Genomic DNA, 21,610 nt, shown 5'->3' on the forward strand with positions numbered 1-21,610 from the left:
GAGGGAGATATCACGCATGACCGTCGCACGGCAGAAGAAAGAGTTGTACGACGTGGCCATTCTCGGCAGCGGGATGGCCGGTGGAATGCTGGGGGCGGTACTGGCCCGGAACGGCGTGAAGGTTCTTCTGCTGGATGCCGGGACGCATCCGCGGTTCGCGGTGGGAGAATCGACGATTCCCTACACGTCGGGCATGACCCGGCTCATCGCGGACCGCTACCGCGTTCCGGAACTGATGCCGCTCTCCAGCCACAAGGGGATCACCCGGCACGTCTCCAGGTACTGCGGGCAGAAGCAGAACTTCGGATTCGTCCACCACGAGGAGGGAAAGAGCCAGAACCCCACGCGGATCAACCAGCTGGTGGTGCCCTCCGCCATCAGGACGGAAACCCATCTGTTCCGCCAGGACATCGACTCCTACCTCTTCAACGTGGCGGTCAAATACGGCGCCGAGCCACGGCTCAACACCCGGATCGCGGACATCGACGTCGACTCGGAGAAAGGCGCCGTGCTGCGCACCGACCGCGGTGAGGAGATCCGCGCCCACTACGTCGTCGACGGCAGCGGATTCCGCTCCCCGCTCGCCGAGAGGTTCTCCCTGCGGGAGACGCCGACCCGGGCCCGTACGCATTCCAGGACCCTCTTCACACACATGATCGGCGTGACGCCCTTCGACAAGGCACCGGCGGCCCGCAAGCACCGCCAGCCCAACCCCTGGCACCACGGCACCCTGCACCACGTCTTCGACGGCGGCTGGCTGTGGGTGATCCCCTTCGACAACCACCCCGACTCCCTCAACCCGCTGTGCAGCGTGGGCCTCACCCTCGACCCGCGGGTCTTCCCGAAGGACGAGACCCCCGCCCAGCAGGAGTTCGACGCCTTCCTCGCGCGCTTCCCGGAGATCGCCTGGCAGTTCCGCGACGCCAAGGCGGTGCGACCCTGGGTGTCCACCGGGCGGCTGCAGTACTCCGCCAAGCAGGTCGTCGGCGAGCGGTTCTGCTTGACCTCGCACGCCGCCGGGTTCATCGACGCACTCTACTCACGGGGCCTGACCAACACCCTGGAACTGGTCAACGCCCTCGGCTGGCGGCTCATCGCGGCCTCCCGGGACGGCAACTGGTCCCAGCAGCGGTTCGGTTACCTGGAAACACTCCAGCAGGGCCTCTTCGACTTCCACGACGACCTCGTGTACAGCTCCTTCGTCGGGTTCCGCGACTACGAGCTGTGGAACGCCGTGAACCGCACCTGGATGCTCGGCACCATGCTCGGCAACGTCATGCTGGAGGACGCCTATTACCGTTTCACCCGCACCGGTGACGAAAAGGTGTTCCTGGAACTGGAGGACAGTCCGCACCCCGGATCCCCGTTGCCGGTCAGCGAGGCATTCAACCGGATGGGCGTGCTGGCACGCGACGTGTGCGCATCCGTCGAGGACGGAAAGGTCAGCCCCACGGCGGGCGCCGCGCGCATTCTTGAGCACATCCGGCAGGCCGATTTCATCGCGCCTTCCTTCAGGTTCGGTGAACGCGACACCCAGTGTTTCAACATGACCCCGGCGAAGATGGCGACCAATGCCGTCTGGTGCCGCCGGGAGGCCCCGCCCGAGATCGGCCCCAGAATGATCAACGCAAGCCGGGGCCTGGTACGCATGCGGTTGCGCGGCTGAGGGTCGACCACGCCCTTCCGTACCCGTGGAATAACCGGGGGGACCCCTATTTCGCCGTAGGGGTCCCCCGCCTTAAAACCCCGGAAATTCAGGGGTTTTGGCTGCGGTTGCCCCGACCTAGGCTGCCCGTGAGGCGTGTGGGTGAAAGAAGACCATCACGGACGAGAAGGCAGTGTATGGACGCGAAAGCACCGCACGACACATCGGATCGCATCGCCGTCGTCGGCATGTCGGGCCGATTCCCCGGAGCACCGGACGTCGACGCCCTGTGGCGGCTCCTGATGGACGGAGGCGACGCCATCCGCCCAGTGCCGGCCGACCGCTGGGACAGCACGGCCGTGCTCGACCCGGAACGGGAGATCCAGGCCGTCGGTGGTTTCCTCGACGACGTGGACCGCTTCGACGCCGCCTTCTTCGGCGTCTCACCGCGCGAGGCGGCCGCCATCGACCCCCAGCAGCGCCTGATGCTGGAGGAGGCGTGGCGCGCCTTCGAGGACGCCGGCCAGCGCGTCTCCGACCTGGCCGGCACCCGCACCGGCGTGTACGTCGGGGCCTCCTGGCACGACTACGAACTGCTGCGCAAGGAACGCGGTGCCCGCCCCACCCAGCACAGCCTCGTCGGTAACGCCCTGGACGTGATCGCCGCACGGGTGTCCTACGTGTTCCGGCTGCGAGGGCCCAGCCTCACCGTGGAGACCGGCTGTTCGTCCTCGTTGGTGGCGCTGCACCTTGCGGCCCAGGCCCTGCGGCAGGGCGAGATCGACGCCGCGGTGGTCGGCGGCGTCAACCTCATGCTCGACCCGCATGTCACCATCGGCCTCACCCACTTCGGCGCCCTGTCACCGGACGGGCGGTGCGCCACGTTCTCCGCCCACGCCAACGGATTCGTCCGCGGTGAGGGCGTGGCCGCGCTGTACGTGAAGACCCTGGAGCGGGCCCTCGCCGACGGCGACCGCGTGCACGCCGTCATCGACCGCACCGTCGTCAACAACGACGGCGGCGGCGAAAGCCTGGTGACCCCCAGCCCCGAGGGCCAGGAAGACTTGCTGACCAGGGCGTACGGCGACGGCCGGGTGCCGTACGAGTCACTCGTCTACGTCGAGGCGCACGGCACCGGTACCGGCCGCGGCGACCCGATCGAGGTCACCCAGATCGGCCGTACCGTCGCCCGGCACCGCACGGGCGGGCCGCTCGCCGTCGGCTCCGTGAAGACCAACGTCGGGCACCTGGAGGCGGCGGCCGGCATGGCCGGCCTGTTCAAGATCCTGCTCTCGCTGCGTCACCGCACCGTCCCCGCCGGCCTTCACGCGCAGGAACTCAACCCGGACATCCCCTTCGACGAACTCAACCTGCACGTGGTACGCGAGCCCCTGCCGCTGCCCGACGGCGGCCCGCTGTACATGGGCGTCAACTCGTTCGGCTGGGGCGGCACCAACGCCCACGTCGTCGCCATGAGCCCACCCGCCCCCGCGCCCGCACCCGGCGCCCCGGACACCGTCCCGACCGGACTACCGGCCCTCGTCCCGCTGTCCGCGCGGCAGCCCGACGTCCTCGCCGAGCGGGCCGCCGGGCTCGCCGACGCCCTCGACACCGCCGACGCGGACCTCACCGACGTGGCGGGCACCCTCGCCCGGCGCCGCGACCACTTCCCGTTCCGCGCCGCCTTCCTCGCCACCGGGCGGGACCGACTGCGCACCAGCCTCAGGGAGTTCGCCCAGAAGCCCGACGCCGAACCGCAGGGCGTGGTGCGCGGCAAGGCGGTGCCACCCGGCCGGACCGCGTTCGTCTTCCCCGGGCAGGGCTCCCAGTGGAGCGCCATGGGACATGACCTGTACCGGGACAGCCCGCTGTTCGCCGACGTCGTACGCCGGTGCCGGGCGGCCCTCGCCCCGCACGTCGACTGGGACCTGCTGGACATCTTCGCCGGCACCGCGGGCGACGAGTGGACCACCCGGATCGACATGCTCCAGCCCACCCTGTGGGCCATGTCCCTGGGCCTCGCGGAACTGTGGCGGGCCGCCGGCGTCGAACCGGACGTCGTCCTCGGCCACAGCCAGGGCGAGATCACCGCGGCCACGGTCGCCGGCATCCTCAGCCACGAGGACGCCGCCCTGGTGATGGCCCGCCGCAGCGCCATCGCCCGCCGCACCTCCGGGCACGGCCGGATGCTCGCCGTCGATCTGGACCGCGAGGCGGCGCTCGCCGCCCTGCAGGGTTTCGAGGACACCGTGTCGCTCGCCGTGCACAACGGTCCCAACTCCTGCGTCCTGTCCGGGGAGAAGGACTCCGTGCTCATGCTCCGGGAACTCCTGGACGCCGAGGGCACCTACTGCCGCCTGGTCAACGTCGACTACGCCTCGCACAGCCCGCAGATGGACCCGTTGCGCGACGACCTGCTCGCCGACCTCGCCCCCGCCGCCCCGCGCACCGGACGCGTCCCGCTGATGTCCACCGTACGCACCCGGCTCCTCGACGGCCCCGAGATGGACGCCGCCTACTGGGTGGAGAACCTGCGCAACCCGGTGCTGTTCGCGGACGCCCTGGGCGCGCTCCTCGACGACGGAGTGACCCACGTCGTGGAGATCAGCCCCCACCCGGTGCTCGCCCCGGCCATCGAACAACTCGGCGCCGAGCGCCGCGAACCGCCGGTCGTCCTCACCTCGCTGCGCCGCCACCACGGCACCACGGAGGACTTCGCGACGGCCCTCGCCACCGCCTACGCCGGCGGACTCGAACCCTTCGGCGCCCTGCCGCGCCACGCTCTCGCCCCGCTGCCCGGCTACCCCCTGCGCGGCGAGAGCCACTGGATCCCCGCCCGCCGGCGCGCCCCCGGCACCGCCGACGGCTTCACCCCGGACCTGTCCCCGGCACCCGGACGTCCCGGCGTCTGGCAGGCGGAGCTGGCCCTGGCCGTGCCCGACCTGCCGTGGCTCGGCGACCACCGGGTGCACGGCGCCGCGGTACTGCCCGGGGCCGGGTTGCTGGCGCTGGCCGTGCACACCGTCCGCGCCCGTACCGGTACGGGCGCCGTGAGCATCGACGTTCTGGCCTTCCACAAAGAAGTGGCGCTGGGCGACGACCCCGTACGGCTCACCGTCGAGTGGCACGAGGAGGACACCGCCCACGGCGCCGTCCGGCTGCTGTCGCTGCCGCCCGGCAGCACCCAGTGGACGGTCAACGCCACCGCCCACGTCGGCCCCCGCACCGACATACTCGCCCTGCCGGACTTCCCGGACTGGTACGAGACGGCCGACGCGGTCGACGCCGACGCCTTCTACCGCGCCTGCGCCACCCGCGGCCTCGACTACGGCCCCGCCTTCCAGGGCGTGCGCTCCCTGCGGCTGCACCCGTCCGGCGCGGAGGCCGTGGGCGAGGTCGCGCTCAGCGACACCCTGCGCGCCGCCCACCGGTCCCCGGTGCCGCACCCCGCCCTGTGGGACGGCGCCCTGCAGGTGGCGCTGGCCTTCGACACCCACGCCGACGACGCCGTCGTCCCCACCTCGGTACGCACCGTACGGCTGCTCGCCGACCACGACGAACCGGTCACCCGCGTGTGGTCGCACGCCGTGCGCCGCCCCGACGGCGCGGTCGACGTCGTGCTCTTCGACACGGAACGCAAACCCCTGCTGGTCATGGAGCGGCTCACCCTCGACCCCCTCCCGGCGGGCACCGGCCCCGGGCACGACGCCGAACGGCTGCACCGGATCGCCTGGACGGACCTCGCGGCCGACCCGGACGGCACCACGGCGGACCGGCCCGCCGCAGGCGTCCGGTGGGCCGTCCACGGCGACCCCGCCGGTCCCGCCGGACCCCTCGCCGACGCGCTCGCCGAGGCCGGCGCGACCGTCGACCGCGTCGACGGCGATGCCTACGCGACCGGCACCGAGGCACCCGGGCGCGTGGTGTTCGTCGCCCCCACCGCCGACGCCGGGGCGGCCGCGCAGCGGGCCGGGCTGCTCCGGCTCGCCGGCCTGGTCCGCGCCTGCGCCTCCCTCGGTGTGCCGCCCCGGCTCGCAGTCGTCACGTCCGTGGCCCAGGCCGCGGCCACGGACGTGGCCCCCGATCCCGGTGCCGCGCAGTACTGGGGGTTCACCCGCGCGCTCCGCCGCGAACACGGCGAACTGGAACCGCGCCTGATCGATGTGCTGCCCACCGAGCGGGGCTGGGCCGCCGCCTGCGCCGCCGAACTCCTCGGGGACGGCGCGGAGGACCAGATCGCGCTGCGCGGCCCACGACGGCTGGCCGCCCGGATCGTCCGGGGCGGCACACCCGCCGCGACCGGACCTCGGCTGCCCGCCCCGCACACGCCACCCCAGCCGTTCCGGGTACGGCCGTCCGCCACGCTGCGCGGCGAGGTGGAGTACGTCCCCCTCGACCGGCGCCCGCCCGCTCCCGGCGAGGTGGAGATCGAGGTCACCGCCGCCGCGCTGGACGCCCCCGACGCCCTCGCGGTCCGCCTGGGGCCGGCCGGCGCCACCGGCGAGGCACCGCTCGGCGGCGCCTGCGCCGGTACCGTCCTGGCCACCGGCCAGGGCGTCACCGCACTGGCACCGGGGGACCGGGTGGTGGCCTGCGCCACCGGGGCCCTGGCCAGCCATGTCACCGTCCGCGCGGACCATGTGCGCCGGCTGCCCGACGAACTGTCCGACGCCGAGGCGGCCCTGCTGCCGACCGTCCTGGTCACCGCCTGGCACGGACTCGTCGACCTCGGACGCCTGGCAGCCGACGAGACCGTCCTGGTCCACTCGGCGGGCGCGCAACTCGCCCTCGCCGCGGTCCGGGTGGCCCGGCTGCGAGGGGCCCGCGCCGTGGTCGCCGATCCGGACGACGAGGTCAGGCGCCGGTGCGCCGAGGCCGGGGCGGCCGACGTACTGGACCCGGACGACCCCGCCTGGCCCGAGAGGCTCGCCGCGACCGTCGGCGCGTGCGGCGCCGACATCGTCATCGGCCCGCTCACCGGCACCGAGGTCGGCTCCCGTCTGGACCTGCTCGCCGACGGCGGCCGCTACGTCGACACCGGCAACCCCGCCTCGCGTGCCGGGCGCTCCGTCGCCCTGGATGCCTTCGGCCGGGGCATCACCCTGGCCGCCCTCGACGTACGGGGCCTGATGGCGGCGCGGCCCGAGCGGTTCGCCCGGCTGCTCGACGAGGTCTGGGACCGGGTCGAGTCCGGCGAACTCACTCCGCTGCCCGCGACCGGACACGGATTCGCCGACGTGGCCGACACCCTGCGCGCCCACCCGCACGGCGGCGTCGTGGCCACGGACCCGGGCGGTGTCGCCGGCATCACCCCGGTACCGCTCGCCGACGGCGTGTTCCGCGCGGACGGGACGTATCTGATCACCGGAGGGCTCGGCGCGCTCGGCCTGTCCCTCGCCGAGTTCCTCGCCCACCGGGGCGCACGGCACCTGGCCCTGCTCGCCAGGTCGGCGCCCGGGCCCGAAGCGGTGGAACGGCTCGCGGCCCTGACCGCCGACGGCGTCCGCGTGGAGACCGTACGGTGCGACGCCGCCGACCGGGCGGCCCTCGACCGCGCCCTGGACGGCCTGCGCCGCACCCTGCCCCCGCTGCGCGGCGTCGTCCACGCGGCCGGCGTCCTGGACGACGCGACCGTCCTCAACATCACCGCCGCGCAGCTGGACACCGTGCTCGGCCCCAAGACCGACGCCGCGCTCCACCTCGACCGCGCGACCGCCGACGATCCCCTCGACTTCTTCGTCCTGTTCTCCTCGGCCGCCGCCCTCGTCGGCAACGCCGGCCAGGCCGTCTACGCGGCCGGCAACGCCGCCCTGGACGCCCTCGCCGAGTCCCGCCGACGCCGCGGCAGGCCCGCGCTCAGCGTGCAGTGGGGGCCCGTCACCGACGTGGGCCTTGCCGCCACCGACGACCGCCGCGGCGCGCGGCTGGCGGAACGCGGCATGGGCGGCGTCCCCGTGGCGGACGCCTGGTCGGCTCTGCTGCGGCTGTTGGACGGCGACGAGCCCGTGGTGGGCTACGTGCCGATCAACCTCCGGCAGTGGTTCGACGCCTACCCGGACACCGCGGCGCTGCCCAGCTGGGAGCTGCTGCGCGCCGAGTCCCAGCGGGCCGACCAGGGCGGCACCGGCGGTGCCGAGTTCCGGTCCCGGCTGCGCCAGGCGCCCGCCCAGGAGCGGGATGCGATGGTCGAAGCCGTCGTACGCGAACTGGCGGGCCGCGTCCTGCGGATCGACCCGGCCGGCATGGACGGCGACACGCCCTTGAAGGCGCTCGGTCTGGACTCCCTGATGAGCCTCGAACTGCGCAACCGCCTGGAGGCCGCACTCGGTCTGAAGCTGTCACCGACCCTGCTGTGGTCCTACGGCACGCCCACGGCGCTGTCCCGGGCGCTCGGCGACCAACTGTCGGCGGTGATGGCGGAGGACTGATCACCGCGACTCCACCGTGCCACCGCCCGTCCCATCCCACTGCGAGGTACCCGGTCCATGGCAGCCGATCACAGCACGCCGCCCGACACGGCGTCCACGTCAGACCTCACCACGCCCTCCGAGGCACCCCACAGCGCACCCCCGCCCCAGGCCGAGCAGACCCGGCTCACCCGCGCCCTCGCCACCATCCGCACCCTCCAGCGCAGGCTGGCCGAGGCCGGGGGCAACCAGCCGATCGCCATCGTCGGCGCGGGACTCCGGCTGCCCGGCGGCATCCGCGACCTGGACGGCTACTGGACGGCGCTCGCCGAGGGCCGCGACCTGGTGCGGCCGCTGCCCGAGTCGCGCAAGGGCCCGTTCGCGCGGGAATGGGAAGGACTCCCGCAGCGCGGCGGCTTCCTCGACGAGGTGCTCGACTTCGACGCCGACTTCTTCGGCATCAGCCCGCGCGAGGCCCGCCACCTCGACCCCCAGCACCGCATGCTCCTGGAGGTCACCTGGGAGGCGCTGGAGAACGCGGCCCTGCCCGCCGACCGGCTCGCCGGCAGCCGCACCGGGCTCTACCTCGGGATCATGTGGCAGGACTACCGGGACTGGCTGCGCGGCGAACCCGACGCCTACTGGACCACCGGAAACGGCCACAACTTCGCGGCCGGACGCATCGCCTACGCGCTCGGCCTGAACGGCCCGGCGCTGTCCGTCGACACGGCCTGCTCGTCCTCCCTCGTCGCCGTCCACCTCGCCGTGCAGGCCCTGCGGCGCGGCGAGTGCGAGACGGCTTTCGCGGCGGGCGCCAACCTCATCATGTCCCCGCGGTCGATGCGGCTGGTACAGGAGACGCGGTCCCTGTCGCCGGACGGCCTGTGCCGCACCTTCGACGCGCGCGCGGCGGGTTTCACCCGTGGGGAGGGCTGCGGCGCCGTCGTCCTCAAGCGGCTCGACCACGCGCTGCGCGACGGTGACCGAGTGCACGCCGTGATCCGCGGCTCGGCGGTCAACCAGGACGGCCGCTCGGGCGGCTTCACCGCACCCAACGTGCTCGCCCAGGTGGCCCTGACCGAGACGGCGCTGGCCGCCGCCGGACTGGAACCCGCCGACATCGGCCTCGTCGAGGCCCACGGCACCGGCACACCCCTCGGCGACCCCATCGAGATGGAGGCCCTGGCGACCGCGCTCGGCCGGCGCAACGGCGGGGCGCCGCTGCCGGTCGGTGCGGTCAAGACGAACGTCGGACACCTGGAGTCCGCCGCCGGAATCGCCGGGCTGGCCAAGGCCGTTCTGTGTCTGCGCCACCGACAGGTGCCCCCCGTCGTCCACTTCCGCACGCTCAACCCGCGCATCGACCTCTCCGGCACCGGCATGACCGTGCCGACGGAACTGCTGGACTGGTCGCCCGACAGCGGCCGTCACGCGATGGTCAGCTCCTTCGGGATGAGCGGTACCAACGCCCAGGTGATCCTCGGCCTGCCCACGGACCGGGAGCGGGCCGAGGCCCCGGCCGCCGGACCCGACGTCCCCGTCGAGGCGTTCGAGATCTCGGCCAGGACCCCGCAGGCCCTGCGGGACCTCGCGGCCCGCTACGCCGACCGGCTCACCGACCTCCCCGCCGCCGACTATCCGGCCTTCGCCCACACCGCCGGACCTGGCAGGGCACGGCTCGACGTCCGGGCCCGTATCGCCGCGCGGGGCCCCGCCGAGGCGGCCGGCGCCCTGCGCGCGCTGGCCGACGGACGCGACGATCCCTCCGTCACGGTGACCGAGACCGACGCGCCGGGCGTGGAACCCGTGGGTGCCGACCTCCCGCGACGCGTCGTCGACCTGCCGGCCTACCCCTGGCAGCACCGCCGCCACGCCCCCGCGTCCGCGGACGGACCCGAGTCCACCTCGGGCAGCGCGGAGCGGGCCGGGCAGGCGGCGAAGCCGAAGTCCGCCCCGGCGGCGCCGGCATGGGCGGGCCCCGCCACCGAGCCGGCGCTCGGCACCGGCCGGCGCGGCAGCCGTCAGGGCGAGACGCCGGACCCGGCCGCACCGACCGGCCCGCACCGCCCGACGACCACCCACCACATCGCCTGGTACCCCCACGCGTTCACCTCGACGGGCACCTCCCGCGCGGTGCTCGCCGGTGACGACGTGGACCTGCTCGTCCGGCTCGCGCACCGGGCCGCCGCCCGCGGTGCCGGCGGCACCCTGCTCCTCCCCGCGACCCCCACCCCGCCGTCCCCGCCCCCCGGCTGGCGGATACGCTCCCTGCCCGGCACCGCGGCCGAGTGGCACGCCCACTGGTCCGCCCACCCCGAGCGCGAGCCCGCACGACTCGTCCTGGTGCCGCGCCCGGTACTGCTGCCCGACGACCCGGACGGCGCCGACCCGGTGACGGCCGGCGCCGACCAGTGCGCCGCCGTGACGGCCGCCGTCGCCGCCGCGCACCAGGCCGACGGCGCACCCCGCACCGTGTTCGCGGTGACCACCGCCGCCCGCCGCACCGGCCCCGACGACCCCGTCGCCGCCGCCGGCCACGGCGCCCTGCACGGACTCGCCGCCGTGCTCGGCCTCGAACTGTCCGCCGCCTGGGGCGGCATCGTCGACCTGCCGGCGGAACCCTCCGCCGCCGACCTCGATGCCGCACTGGACTTCACCGACGCACGGACATCCGCCGGTGCCACGGCCCGCACCGAGGACGTGGCCGCCGTCCGCGCCGGACGAGTGCTCGTCGCCCGGCTGCGCCCGGCCGAGGCACCCGGCGGCGAGCTGCCGGTGCGGCCCGACGGGACGTACGTCGTGACGGGCGCGCTCGGCGCCGTGGGCCGCGAACTCGTCACCGACCTGGTGCGCCGCGGCGCCCGGCACCTGCTGCTGATCGGCCGCCGCACCGAGGAGGAACTGGACCCCGACGCGGCCGCGGTGCTGGCACGGCTGCGCGCGCAGACGGAGCGGACCGTCTACCGGGGCGGCGGCTGCGACACTCCCGGCGCACTGGCCGAGGCGTGCGCCCCGCTCGCCGGCCTGCCGCCGGTGCGCGGAGTGATCCACGCCGCGGGCACCGTGCGACGCACCCCCGCCGCCCGTACCGGCAGCGCCGAGTTCGCCGCCGCCCTGCGTGACAAGGCCGCCGGAGCCTGGTGGCTGCACCGGGTGGCGGCGGACTGGGCGGTGGACTTCTTCGTCCTGGTGTCGTCGGTCTCCGCGGTGTGGGGCACCGACCAGTGCGCCGCCTACGCGGCGGCCAACGGAGCGCTCGACGCGCTCGCCGCACACCGCGTGGCGCGCGGGCTGCCCGCGACCAGCATCGCCTACGGCCCGTGGGCGCTGGACGGCCGGGGCATGGCCGACGGCGCCGCGCGGGAGCAGTACGCCCGCCTCGGCGTCGGGGCGCTCGACGCCGAGGCGGGGTGCGCGGCGCTCACCGCCCGGGCGCCCGGCGCGGCGGGGTACCTCGTGGCCTGCCCCCTGGACGTCGACCGTTTCACCCACGTCATGTCAGGGCTGCGCCCTCGCGGCCTGTTCGCGCCCGATGCCGCGACCGCCCCCGAGCCCGACGCCGCCCAGACCACCCGGACGGGCGGGGCCACGAGTCCGGAGCGCGCGCCCGAGCCGTACATCGGGGCCGAACTCGCGGCACTCCCGCAGGCCGCGCGCCCCGATGTGGCCCGCGGTCACGTCGCCCGCATCCTCGCCGGTGTCCTCGGGCACGACGATCCGGCCGCGGTACGCCGCGACACCGGCTTCTTCGACCTCGGCCTGGACTCCATCGCGGCTGTCGACCTGGTGACGCGTCTCGCGGAGTCCTTCGGCGTGACGCTGGCGGTCGCCGACGTCTTCGACCATCCCACGGTCACCCGGCTCGCCACCCACCTGCTGACCCTGCCCACGACCCCGGCGCCCACCGGCACGACCCCGACCGGACCCACGTCACCCGCGGCGAATGCCGACACGACGGCACCCGCGGCGCCCACCGGCACGACCCCGACCGGACCCGCGTCACCCGCGGCGAATGCCGACACGACGGCACCCGCGGCGCCCACCGGCACGACCCCGACCGGACCCACGTCACCCGCGGCGAATGCCGACACGACGGCACCCGCGGCGCCCACCACATCCCGCCTCGGCGTCGACCCCACGCCCACGAGCCCCGATGCGCCCGCCACCCCCGCCGAACCGCCCGCCGACGCGGCCGGAGAACCGGTCGCCATCGTCGGCATGGCCGGGCGGTTCCCCGGTGCGGACTCCGTCGAGGAGCTGTGGGACCTGCTGCGCGAGGGCCGCGACGGCGTCGGCACGGTACCCCCGGACCGCTGGGACGCGACGGCGTTCCGGCCCGGCGGCATCAGCACCGACCGGGGCGGGTTCCTGCGCGGCATCGACCGGTTCGACGCCCGGTTCTTCGACGTCCCCGCCCGCGAGGCCGAGAACCTCGACCCGCAGCAGCGCCTCCTGCTGGAGTCGGCCTGGCACGCCCTGGAGCACGGCGGCATCGACCCCACGCGGCTGAAGGGCACCAGGACCGGCGTGTTCGTCGGCATCAGCTACGCCGACTACGCACGCCTGCTGGCCCGCGCCGGCACCGACAGGATCGACGCCTACTACGGCACCGGCACAGCCCTCAACGCCGCGGCCGGACGCCTCGCCTACGTCCTCGGCCTGAACGGCCCCGCCCTGGCCGTCGACACGGCCTGCTCCTCCTCGCTCGTCGCCCTGCACCTCGCGGTGCGCTCGCTGCGCTCCGGCGAGTCCGACACGGCCCTCGCCGGCGGCGTCAACGTGCTCCTCGACCCGACGTCGTCGGTCTCCGTGAGCCGCGCCCACATGCTGTCGCCCGACGGCCGGTGCCGGACCTTCTCCGCGGACGCCAACGGATTCGTGCGCTCCGAGGGCTGCGGCGTAGTGGTCCTCAAGCGGCTGGCCGACGCCCGGCGCGACGGCGACCGGGTGCTCGCAGTGATCCGCGGCAGCGCCGTCAACCAGGACGGTGCCTCCTCCGGCCTGACCGTGCCCAGCGGCACCGCCCAGGAGGCCATGCTCACCACCGCACTCGCCGACGCCGGACTCACCGGCGGCGACGTGTCGTACCTGGAGGCCCACGGCACGGGCACCTCGCTCGGCGACCCCGTCGAGGTCGGCGCCGCCTCGCGGGTCCTCGGCCCCGGCCGCCGGCCCGGCGAACCCCTGCGGATCGGCTCCGTCAAGAGCAACATCGGGCACTGCGAGTCCGCCGCCGGCATGGCCGCCGTCATCAAGACCGTGCTCGCCCTGCGCCACGGCCTGCTCCCCGCCAACCTGCACTTCACCCGGCCCAACCCGCACATCGACTGGGCCACCATGAACGTCCAGGTGGTCGAGGCCCCCACCCCCTGGCGGCGCGGCGCGCGGCCGCGGGTGGCCGGCGTCTCCGGCTTCGGCTTCACCGGCACCAACGCGCACGTCCTCCTCGAAGAGGCCCCCGACACGCCGGAAGAAGCCCCCGACACGCCCGGCGAGCGCACACCGGACGGCGCGCTGCGGCTGCTGCCGCTGTCGGCACCGGACCCGGAGGGCCTGGACCGGCTGACGGACCGCTGGCGCCGGCACCTGGAGCACGCCCCCGACAGCGAGATCCCCGCCCTGGCCGCCACGGCCGGCACCGGCCGGGCGCATTTCCCGTACCGCCGGATCCTCATCGGACGCGACCGCGAGCAGTTCCTGTCCGCCCTGGACGCCCCGGCCCCGACCGGGCCCGCCGCCACCGGCCCGCGCATCGCCTTCCTGTTCTCCGGGCAGGGCAGCCAGTACGCCGGCATGGGCCGCGAACTCCACGAGACCGAGCCGGTGTTCCGGGCCGCCTACGACGCCTGCGACCGAGCCCTCGCACCCGCGCTCGGTGCCTCGCTCACCGACCTCGTGCTGTACGCAGACGATCCGCAGGCGGTCGACGAGACCCGGGTGACCCAGCCCGCGCTGGTCGCCCTGGAGGTCGCGCTGACCGCGCTGTGGCGGTCGTGGGGAGTGACGCCCGCCCTGGTGATGGGACACAGCGTCGGCGAGATCGCCGCCGCCCTGAGCGCGGGCGTGCTGACACTGGACGACGGACTGACCCTCATCGCCGAGCGGGCCCGGCTGATGCAGGCCACCGAACGCGGCGCCATGCTCGCCGTGGTGGCCCCCGAGGCGGACGCCGCCGCCTGGGCCGCCGCACACGGCCTGGACGTCGCCGCGGTCAACGGGCCCACCGCGACCGTACTGTCGGGCGTCCCGGCGGCCGTCGAGGAGCTGGCCGCCCGGCTCACCGAACACAAGGTGCGCCACCGTCGGCTCAGCGTCTCGCACGCCTTCCACTCCCGCCTGCTGGATCCCGCCCTCGACGACCTCACCGCGGCCCTCGCCCCGCTGCGGTTCACCGCGCCCGACGTACCGATCGTCTCCAACGTGACCGGCCGGCTCGCCGACGCCGACACCTACGACGCCGCCTACTGGCGACGCCACGCCCGCCTCCCGGTCCGCTTCCACGACGGGGCCCGGCAGCTGGCCCTCCAGGGCATCGACGTCTGTCTGGAGATCGGCCCCGACCGCACCCTCGTCAACCTCGTGCGGTCCGCCGACGAGGCCCCGCCCGGCGGGGTGGTGTCCTCGCTGCGCCGGAGCCGGGGCGAACGCGACACCATGCGCACCGCGGCCGCACAGCTGTATGCGCTCGGGCAGGACCTCGACTGGGCGCGGATCAACGGCGGCCGCGGCACCGCCGACGCACCGCGCTACCCCTTCGCGCCCACCCGCCACTGGACCCGCGCCGAGACCACCGCCGGACCCGCCGTGGCCCCCGGCCGCCCGGCCGCCCCCGCCTGGGGCACCGAGCTGCGCTCCCCGGCCCTGCACGGACGGGTGTTCGCCACCGAACGCAGCACCGGATACCCGGCGCACCTGACGGACCACCGGCTCTTCGGGGTCGTGTCCGTCCCCGGCGCCTCCCAGACAGCGACGGTGCTGTCGGCGCTCGGCCGGGACGGCGGCCCCGTGGCCCTGGCGGACCTGCACTTCCCGCGCGCCCTGGTGCTGCGCGAGCAGGAGCGCTACGACCTGCAGATCATCGAGGCCGAACAGGACCACGGCACCACCACGGTCAGCGTCCAGAGCCTCGTCGACCCCGACCGCGGCACCTGGCAGGAACACCTCGCCGCCCGCGTCGCGGACCCGGCCGACGCCCGGCCCGCGCCGCCGCCCCCCGCACCACGGGCCTTCGCCGCGACGGCCGAACACCATGTGACCGGCGCCGACTTCTACGACCATCTGCGCACCCTCGGCTACCACCTCGGCCCGTCGTTCCGGTGGATCCGCGACGTGTGGATCCACGGCGACGAGGCGATCGTGCGCTTCGCCGAGCCGGCGGAGATGAACGAGAGCCCCGACGGCTATCGGATCCACCCCGGGCTCCTCGACTCCTGCTTGCAGAGCACGGTCGCCTTCGCGGTCGCCGCCGCCCGCCCGGGCACCGTCACCGAGGAGACCGCGCTCGCCATCCCGTTCGCCGCCGACCGCGTCCTGCTGCGCGGCCGCCCCGCCCGAGGGGGCGAACTCTGGGGCCAGGTACGGGTCGAGCGCCGGGGCGCCAGGTCGGCGGACTTTCTCCACATCCACGCGGCCGATCTCCGGCTGTTCGACGCGGACGGGGCAGTCGTGCTGACTGTCGACCGGTTCCGCTTCCGCCGTGCCTCACGGGAACTGCTGGAGCGGTCGCTGCGCGAGCCCGTCGGGCACGCCCACACCCTTGTCACCCGCGAGTTCCCGCTCCCCGCGGCCGACTTCGCCGAAGGACGCGTGATCGCCGTCGCCGGGGCGGAGCAGCCTGCCGTCAAGACCCTGGCGCACGCCCTGGAACAGCTCGGGCACCGCGTGCGGCACGTCACCGACGCCGACCCCGCCACCGGAGTCGATCTCGTCGTGGACGGCCGCTTCCTCGACGTCCCCACCGACCCGGCGGCGCTCTGTTCGCCGACGGACACCCTGGACGCCGTACGGACCCTGGCCCGCACCCTGCGCGGGACGGCGCACGACGTGCCCTACGCCGTGCTGTGCGCGGCGCCCGCCGCCGGACGGGACCCGTCCGCGCCGTTGCGGGCGGCACTGTGGGGGATGCTGGCCTCGTTGGAGGCCGAGCAGACCGACCGCAGGCTGCTGCGGGTGACCGTCGCCGCGGACGGCGACGCGGCCGGCCTGGCCCGCGCCCTGACCGGTGCGCTGCGGGCCGGGATCCCCGAGACCCGCCTGGAGGTGCATGCCACCGGGGTTCGGGTGCCCCGCCTCGTGCCGTACACCGAGCGGGAACCGCGCCGCGCGCTCGACCTCTCCGGCACCTCCGCCCTGATCACCGGCGGCCTGGGCGCCCTCGGCCTGAGCACCGCGGCGATCCTCGCCGACTGGGGAGCGGCCCATGTGACGCTGCTCGGCCGCTCCGCCCCCGGCGAGTCGGCCCGCCGGGTGCTCGCCGCGCTCACCGCCCGCGGCGTCGGCGTCCAGGTCGTCCAGGGCGATGTCACCGCCCCCGACGACTGCCGCCGCGCGGTCGCCCAGGCCGGTCGGCACGCCCCGCTGCGCACCGCCTTCCACCTGGCCGGGGTCACCGACGACGGGGCGTTCGCGCACCTGGACGAGGCGTCGTTCGAGCGGGTCTTCACCGCCAAGGCGGCAGGCGCGGCCCAGCTCGCCGCCGCGCTGGACGGACACGACCTGGACGCCTTCGTCCTGTACTCGTCGGTCTCCGCCGTCCTCGGCTCCGCCGGCCAGACCAACTACGCCGCCGCCAACGGCTACCTCGACGGCCTCGCCGAAGCGCTGCGCGCCGCCGGACGGCCGGTCACCAGCGTCGCCTGGGGCCCCTGGACCCCGGACGGCCACGGCGGCCTGGCCGCGACCGACGCCACGGCCCGGGCCATCGCCCGGCTCGGCATCGGCCCGCTCAGCGACGAGGAGGCCGAACGGCTGCTGCGGCTGGCCGTCACGGGCGGCGACGCCCACCTGGTGGCGGTCCGCCTGGACGGCGCGCAGTACGCCGCCCGGGCCGGTGACCACCCGCGCGCGGCCCTGCTGGGCGGGGCCCCGCAGCGCGCCCGGGGCTCCGCGGACCGTCCCGGCGGACCGCCGCCGCGCGGCTGGCTGGGGGAGCGGCTGGCCGGAGCCGACGCCGGCACCGTCGACGAGGAACTGCGGTCGGCGGTGCGCCGGCTCGCCGGCGAGGCGCTGGGCGAGGACGCCGTCCACGACGACCACACCGGATTCGGCGACCTGGGGCTCGACTCGATCATGGTGATCGATCTGCGGACGCGACTCGCCCACGCCCTGGCCGCCGAACTCCCGGCGACCGTCGCACTCGACCACCCCACCGTCGCCGAACTCGCCGCCTACGCGGCGACGTTCCTCGGCGGGGCCCCGGACGCCCCGGGACGAGGCGCCGCCTACGCACCGCAGGGGCAAGCACCGCAGGGCGCGGTGCACCACGACGACGCCGATCTCGCGGACCTGTCGTTCGACGACCTCGTCCGGGCCGTGCAGGCGGACCTGACAGAAGAGAAGTGAGGGCTTGACACCATGGAACCCGCGGAAATACGGCAGTTGATGGAGGAGCAGCTCCGTCTCTCCCGCCGGCTGCAGGCCCGGATCAGGGAACTGGAGGAGGAACGGCGCGCCCCCGTCGCGGTCGTCGGCATGGGCCTGCGGCTGCCGGGCGGCCTCAGCTCGCCCGAGGAGTACTGGGACTTCCTGCGCGGCGAGGAGTCGGCGTATTCCCGCATCCCCGAGGACCGCCCAGGACTGCGCGCCGTGTACGACCCGGTGCCGGGCAAGCCCGGACGGTCGTACGTCGACACGGCCGGCTTCCTCACCGACATCGCCCACTTCGACGCCGACTTCTTCGGTATCTCGCAGCGCGAGGCCAGGCAGCTCGACCCGCAGCAGCGCCTGCTCCTGGAGACCGCCTGGGAGGCCCTGGAGCGGGCCGGCCTCGCGGTGCGCCGCGGCGACCGGCTGCCCGTCGGCGTCTACCTCGGGATGATGGCGTCCGAGTACAGCGAGCGGGTTGAGGACCGCGCCGACCTGAGCCGTGTCGGCCCCTACTACACCACGGGCGGCGGCCTGTGCTTCGGGGCCGGCCGCATCGCGTACGCCCTGGGGTTCTCCGGGCCCGTCGTCAGCGTGGACACCGCGTGCTCCTCGTCCCTGACGGCACTGCACCTCGCGGTGCGGGGGCTGCGCTCAGGCGAGTGCCGGTACGCGCTCGTCTGCGGCTCCAACCTGCTGCTGTCGGCGAACCTGATGGTCTCGCTGTGCCAGACGCGCGCGCTGTCCCCGGACGGCCGCTCCAAGTCGTTCCTCGCCTCCGCCGACGGATACGGACGGGGCGAGGGCGTCGGTGCGGTGGCGCTGATGCGGCTGGCCGACGCCGAGCGTGAGGGCCGGCCGGTGCTGGCCGTCATCCGGGGCTCCGCGCTCAACCACGACGGGGCCGCCTCGGGCCTGACCGCGCCGAGCGGCCCTGCCCAGCAGGAGGTCATCGGCGCCGCGCTGGCCGACGCCGGTGTCGAGCCGGCCGACCTCGGCTGGGTCGAGGCGCATGGCACGGGCACCGTGCTGGGAGACCCCATCGAGGTGGGCGCGCTGGACGCCGTGCTCGGCCCGGCCGTCCGGGAGCGCGGGCTGCCCCTGCAGATCGGCAGCGTCAAGTCCCGGCTCGGTCACCTGGAGGCGGCCTCCGGTGTCGCGGCGCTGATCAAGACGGTCCTGATGCTCCGGCACGGCGAGATCCCGGCGGCCGCCCACCCGCAGGACGGCGAGCTGAACCCGCACATCCCCTGGGAGCGCATCGGCTTCGAGGTGCCGCGCGCCAACCGCCCGTGGCCCCGTCGGCTGCCCCGCCGCGTGGCGGGCGTCAACTCCTTCGGCATGAGCGGCACCAACGTCCATGTGATCCTGGAGGCGTACGATCCGACCCCGGCGCCCGCCCAGGACACCGGGGCGCCGCTCCGCCCCGAGCTGGTGACGTTGTCGGCCAAGGACCCCCGGGCCCTGGTGGAGCTCGCGGACGCCGTCGCCGACCGGCTGCGCAAGACCGATCCGGCCCAGCTGCCGTCGCTCTGCCACACCCTGCGCGGCGGGCGCGCCCCGCACCCCTACCGCATCGCCGTCACCGGTCACACCGCTGCAGACCTCGCGGACCGGCTGGAGCAGGCCCGCGGCCGTGCGGCCGGCGCACGGCGCGCCGGTCAGCCCCCGCGTGTCACCCTCCGCACCCCGACCGACGCCACGACCGTGACGACCGCACTGGCCGCCGCGTATCCCGCTCTGGACCGCCGGGATGGGGCAGCGGGCGCTGCGGACCCTGTGTCGGATGGCGGGGTGGCTGGCGGTGTTGGGTATCCCGCGTTGGATGGCGGGGTGGCTGGGGGCGCCGGGTACCCCGCGCCGGACGGCCGGGCGGCAGTGGCCGCCGCCTGTCCGTCTCTGGACGGACGGGAGGTGGCCCCGGCCGCCGCGAGGCTCGCCGGGTTCCTGGAGGGGCTGGGCGTGCGGGTGCGTCTCACAGCCGACGCGGGTGGCGACGCGGTGACCGTCGAGTGGGACGACGGGACGGGGCCCGCCGCGCGGGTCCTGGACGGGCGCGCCGTCGAGGACACCTTCCCGGAGCTGCTCGGGCTGCTGTTCGAGGCAGGGTGCGACCTCCGCCTTGACGCCCTGGCCGCCCCGGGGACCCGGCTGCTGGGCGACCTGCCCACCTACCCCTTCCAGCGCCGGCGCCACTGGGTGGAGGAACCGCCGCTCGGCGGGGGCGCCGCCCCGCCGGGCCACGGCCGGGCCCAGGCCGTCGCCCCGCCGGACGGCGGCGGTGTCGAGGAGATCACCGGGTTCCTGGTGCGCGTGCTCAAGGAGGCCCTGGAGACAACGGACGAACTCGACCTCGAGCGCTCGTTCCTCGACGAGGGCGGCGACTCCTTCATCTCCACGCTGTTCATCACCCGGGTCGAGGAGCGCTACGAGGTCGGCCTGACTGCCGCGGAGCTGCCGCTCGACCTGCCCCTGCGGACCCTGCTCGGCAAGCTCGCCCAGGACATCGCGGGCCGCGCGGGTGCTGCCGGGAAGCCGGCCGAGGAGTGCGGCGCGTGATCCCCTTCATCCGTCCCCGCCCCCTCGACGAGCCCGCCGTACGCCTCGTTGTCTGCCACCACGCCGGGGGCTCGGGCAGCGCCTATTTCCCACTGGCCAGGCTGCTGCCCCACGACTGGGACGTCCTGCTGCTCGACCTGCCCGGCCGGGGCAAACGGCACTCCGCGGCGCCGTTGCGGGACATGACCACGATGGCCGCCCGGGCCGCCGACGACATCGCCCCCTGGGCGGGTCCGCCCCTGGCGCTGTTCGGGCACAGCATGGGCGCTGTCGTCGCCGTGGAGGCGGCCCGCCTCCTCCAGGAGCGGGGCGCCGGGCCCGCGTGGGTGGGGGTGTCGGGGCGGCTCGCCCCGCCCGACGCGGTGCCCACGCCACGCCTCGACCCGGCACTGCCCGACGAGGAGCTGATGGCCGGGCTGACCGCCATGGGCGGCATCCCGGACCGGTTCGACGAGGCGCCCGAGTTCCGGCGGCGCTTCCTGCGGCTGATCCGCAGCGACCTGTACGCCCTGGGCCACCACCGCGCCGATCCGGCGCGCCGCCCCCTCGCCGCGCCGCTCACCGCCTTCGGGGCCACCCGCGACGATCTCTCCCCGCCCGCGCTGCTGGGCAACTGGGCGGCCGAGACCGACCGGACGTTCCGTCAGTACCTCAGCGAGGGCGGCCACTTCCACTTCCTGGACGACGGCTTCGCCGCGTTCGCGCGGGCGCTGACCGACGAGATCCGCCACGCCCTGCGCCTCGCGCAGTCCGCTCCGGCGTGAGAGGCCGTCGTGCCCAGGAGACATCCTCTAGGAGACACCCGATGGACCGTGACAGCAGCCCCCCGACCGGTGAGGCCGGGCCGCCCGACGCCGCGGCGCAACCGCCGCCCGACGCTCCGGCCGACATGCGCACGCTCATGACGGGCTTCCCGACGGGCGTGTGCGTGGTGACCGCCCTGGACGACGGTGTGCCGTGGGGCATGACCTGCACGTCCCTGTGCAGCGTCGCCCTGGATCCGGCCACCCTGCTCGTCTGTCTGCGCGACGGCAGTCCGACCCTGCGCGCCGTCCTCGCCGGTGGCGCCTTCGCCGTCAATCTGCTGCACGACGAGGCGCAGCCGTCCGCCGAGTTGTTCGCCTCCGGCGCCGCGGACCGCTTCGACCGGGTGCGCTGGGAGACGCCCGCCGGCGCCTGCGGGCCCCATCTGGTCAACTCCGCGCACACCGTGGCCGACTGCGTGGTCAGCCACTCCCGTCCCGTCGGCGACCACGTCGTCACCATGGGCCGGGTGCGCCGGGTCACCCGGCTGCGCTCTCAGCAGCCCCTGCTGTATGGGCTGCGCCGCTACGCGACCTGGCCGCAGGCCCTCGCCGACAGCCACCGCTCTTTCGACTTCATCAACTGACACCGCTCCAGGACACCGGCGAGCCAC

At 75.0% G+C, this 21,610-nt stretch carries 6 protein-coding genes; all 6 read left to right on the forward strand.

Going from position 1 to position 21,610, the window contains the following annotated elements; all coding sequences use genetic code 11:
• Positions 1 to 16: 16 nt before the first annotated feature.
• The 6 genes from ACH5AC_RS35755 (at position 17) to ACH5AC_RS35780 (ending at position 21,583) form a co-directional block, all read left to right on the forward strand.
• Positions 17 to 1,666, forward strand: coding sequence for an NAD(P)/FAD-dependent oxidoreductase (locus ACH5AC_RS35755; RefSeq protein ID WP_398866499.1), 1,650 nt, complete (start codon positions 17 to 19; stop codon positions 1,664 to 1,666).
• Between the two features lie 176 nt (positions 1,667 to 1,842).
• Positions 1,843 to 8,073 (forward strand): SDR family NAD(P)-dependent oxidoreductase, encoded by a 6,231-nt coding sequence (locus ACH5AC_RS35760; RefSeq protein WP_398866500.1) that lies wholly within the window; start codon positions 1,843 to 1,845, stop codon positions 8,071 to 8,073.
• 57 nt (positions 8,074 to 8,130) lie between these two features.
• Positions 8,131 to 17,613: an SDR family NAD(P)-dependent oxidoreductase gene (locus ACH5AC_RS35765; protein WP_398866501.1), complete on the forward strand. Its 9,483-nt coding sequence runs from the start codon at positions 8,131 to 8,133 to the stop codon at positions 17,611 to 17,613.
• Between the two features lie 12 nt (positions 17,614 to 17,625).
• Complete coding sequence (locus tag ACH5AC_RS35770) at positions 17,626 to 20,193, forward strand: beta-ketoacyl synthase N-terminal-like domain-containing protein (protein ID WP_398866502.1); 2,568 nt, start codon at positions 17,626 to 17,628, stop codon at positions 20,191 to 20,193.
• Positions 20,190 to 20,957: a thioesterase II family protein gene (locus ACH5AC_RS35775; protein WP_398866503.1), complete on the forward strand. Its 768-nt coding sequence runs from the start codon at positions 20,190 to 20,192 to the stop codon at positions 20,955 to 20,957. Before ACH5AC_RS35770 ends, ACH5AC_RS35775 begins: the two co-directional genes overlap by 4 nt.
• A gap of 41 nt (positions 20,958 to 20,998) precedes the next feature.
• Positions 20,999 to 21,583 carry a flavin reductase family protein gene (locus tag ACH5AC_RS35780; protein WP_398866504.1) on the forward strand — a complete coding sequence of 195 codons (585 nt, stop codon included), beginning with the start codon at positions 20,999 to 21,001 and terminating at the stop codon, positions 21,581 to 21,583.
• The last annotated feature ends 27 nt before the right edge of the window (positions 21,584 to 21,610 follow it).

Origin of the sequence: Streptomyces sp. NPDC018693 (assembly GCF_044391385.1) — a bacterium.
Taxonomy (GTDB): Bacteria; Actinomycetota; Actinomycetes; order Streptomycetales; family Streptomycetaceae; genus Streptomyces.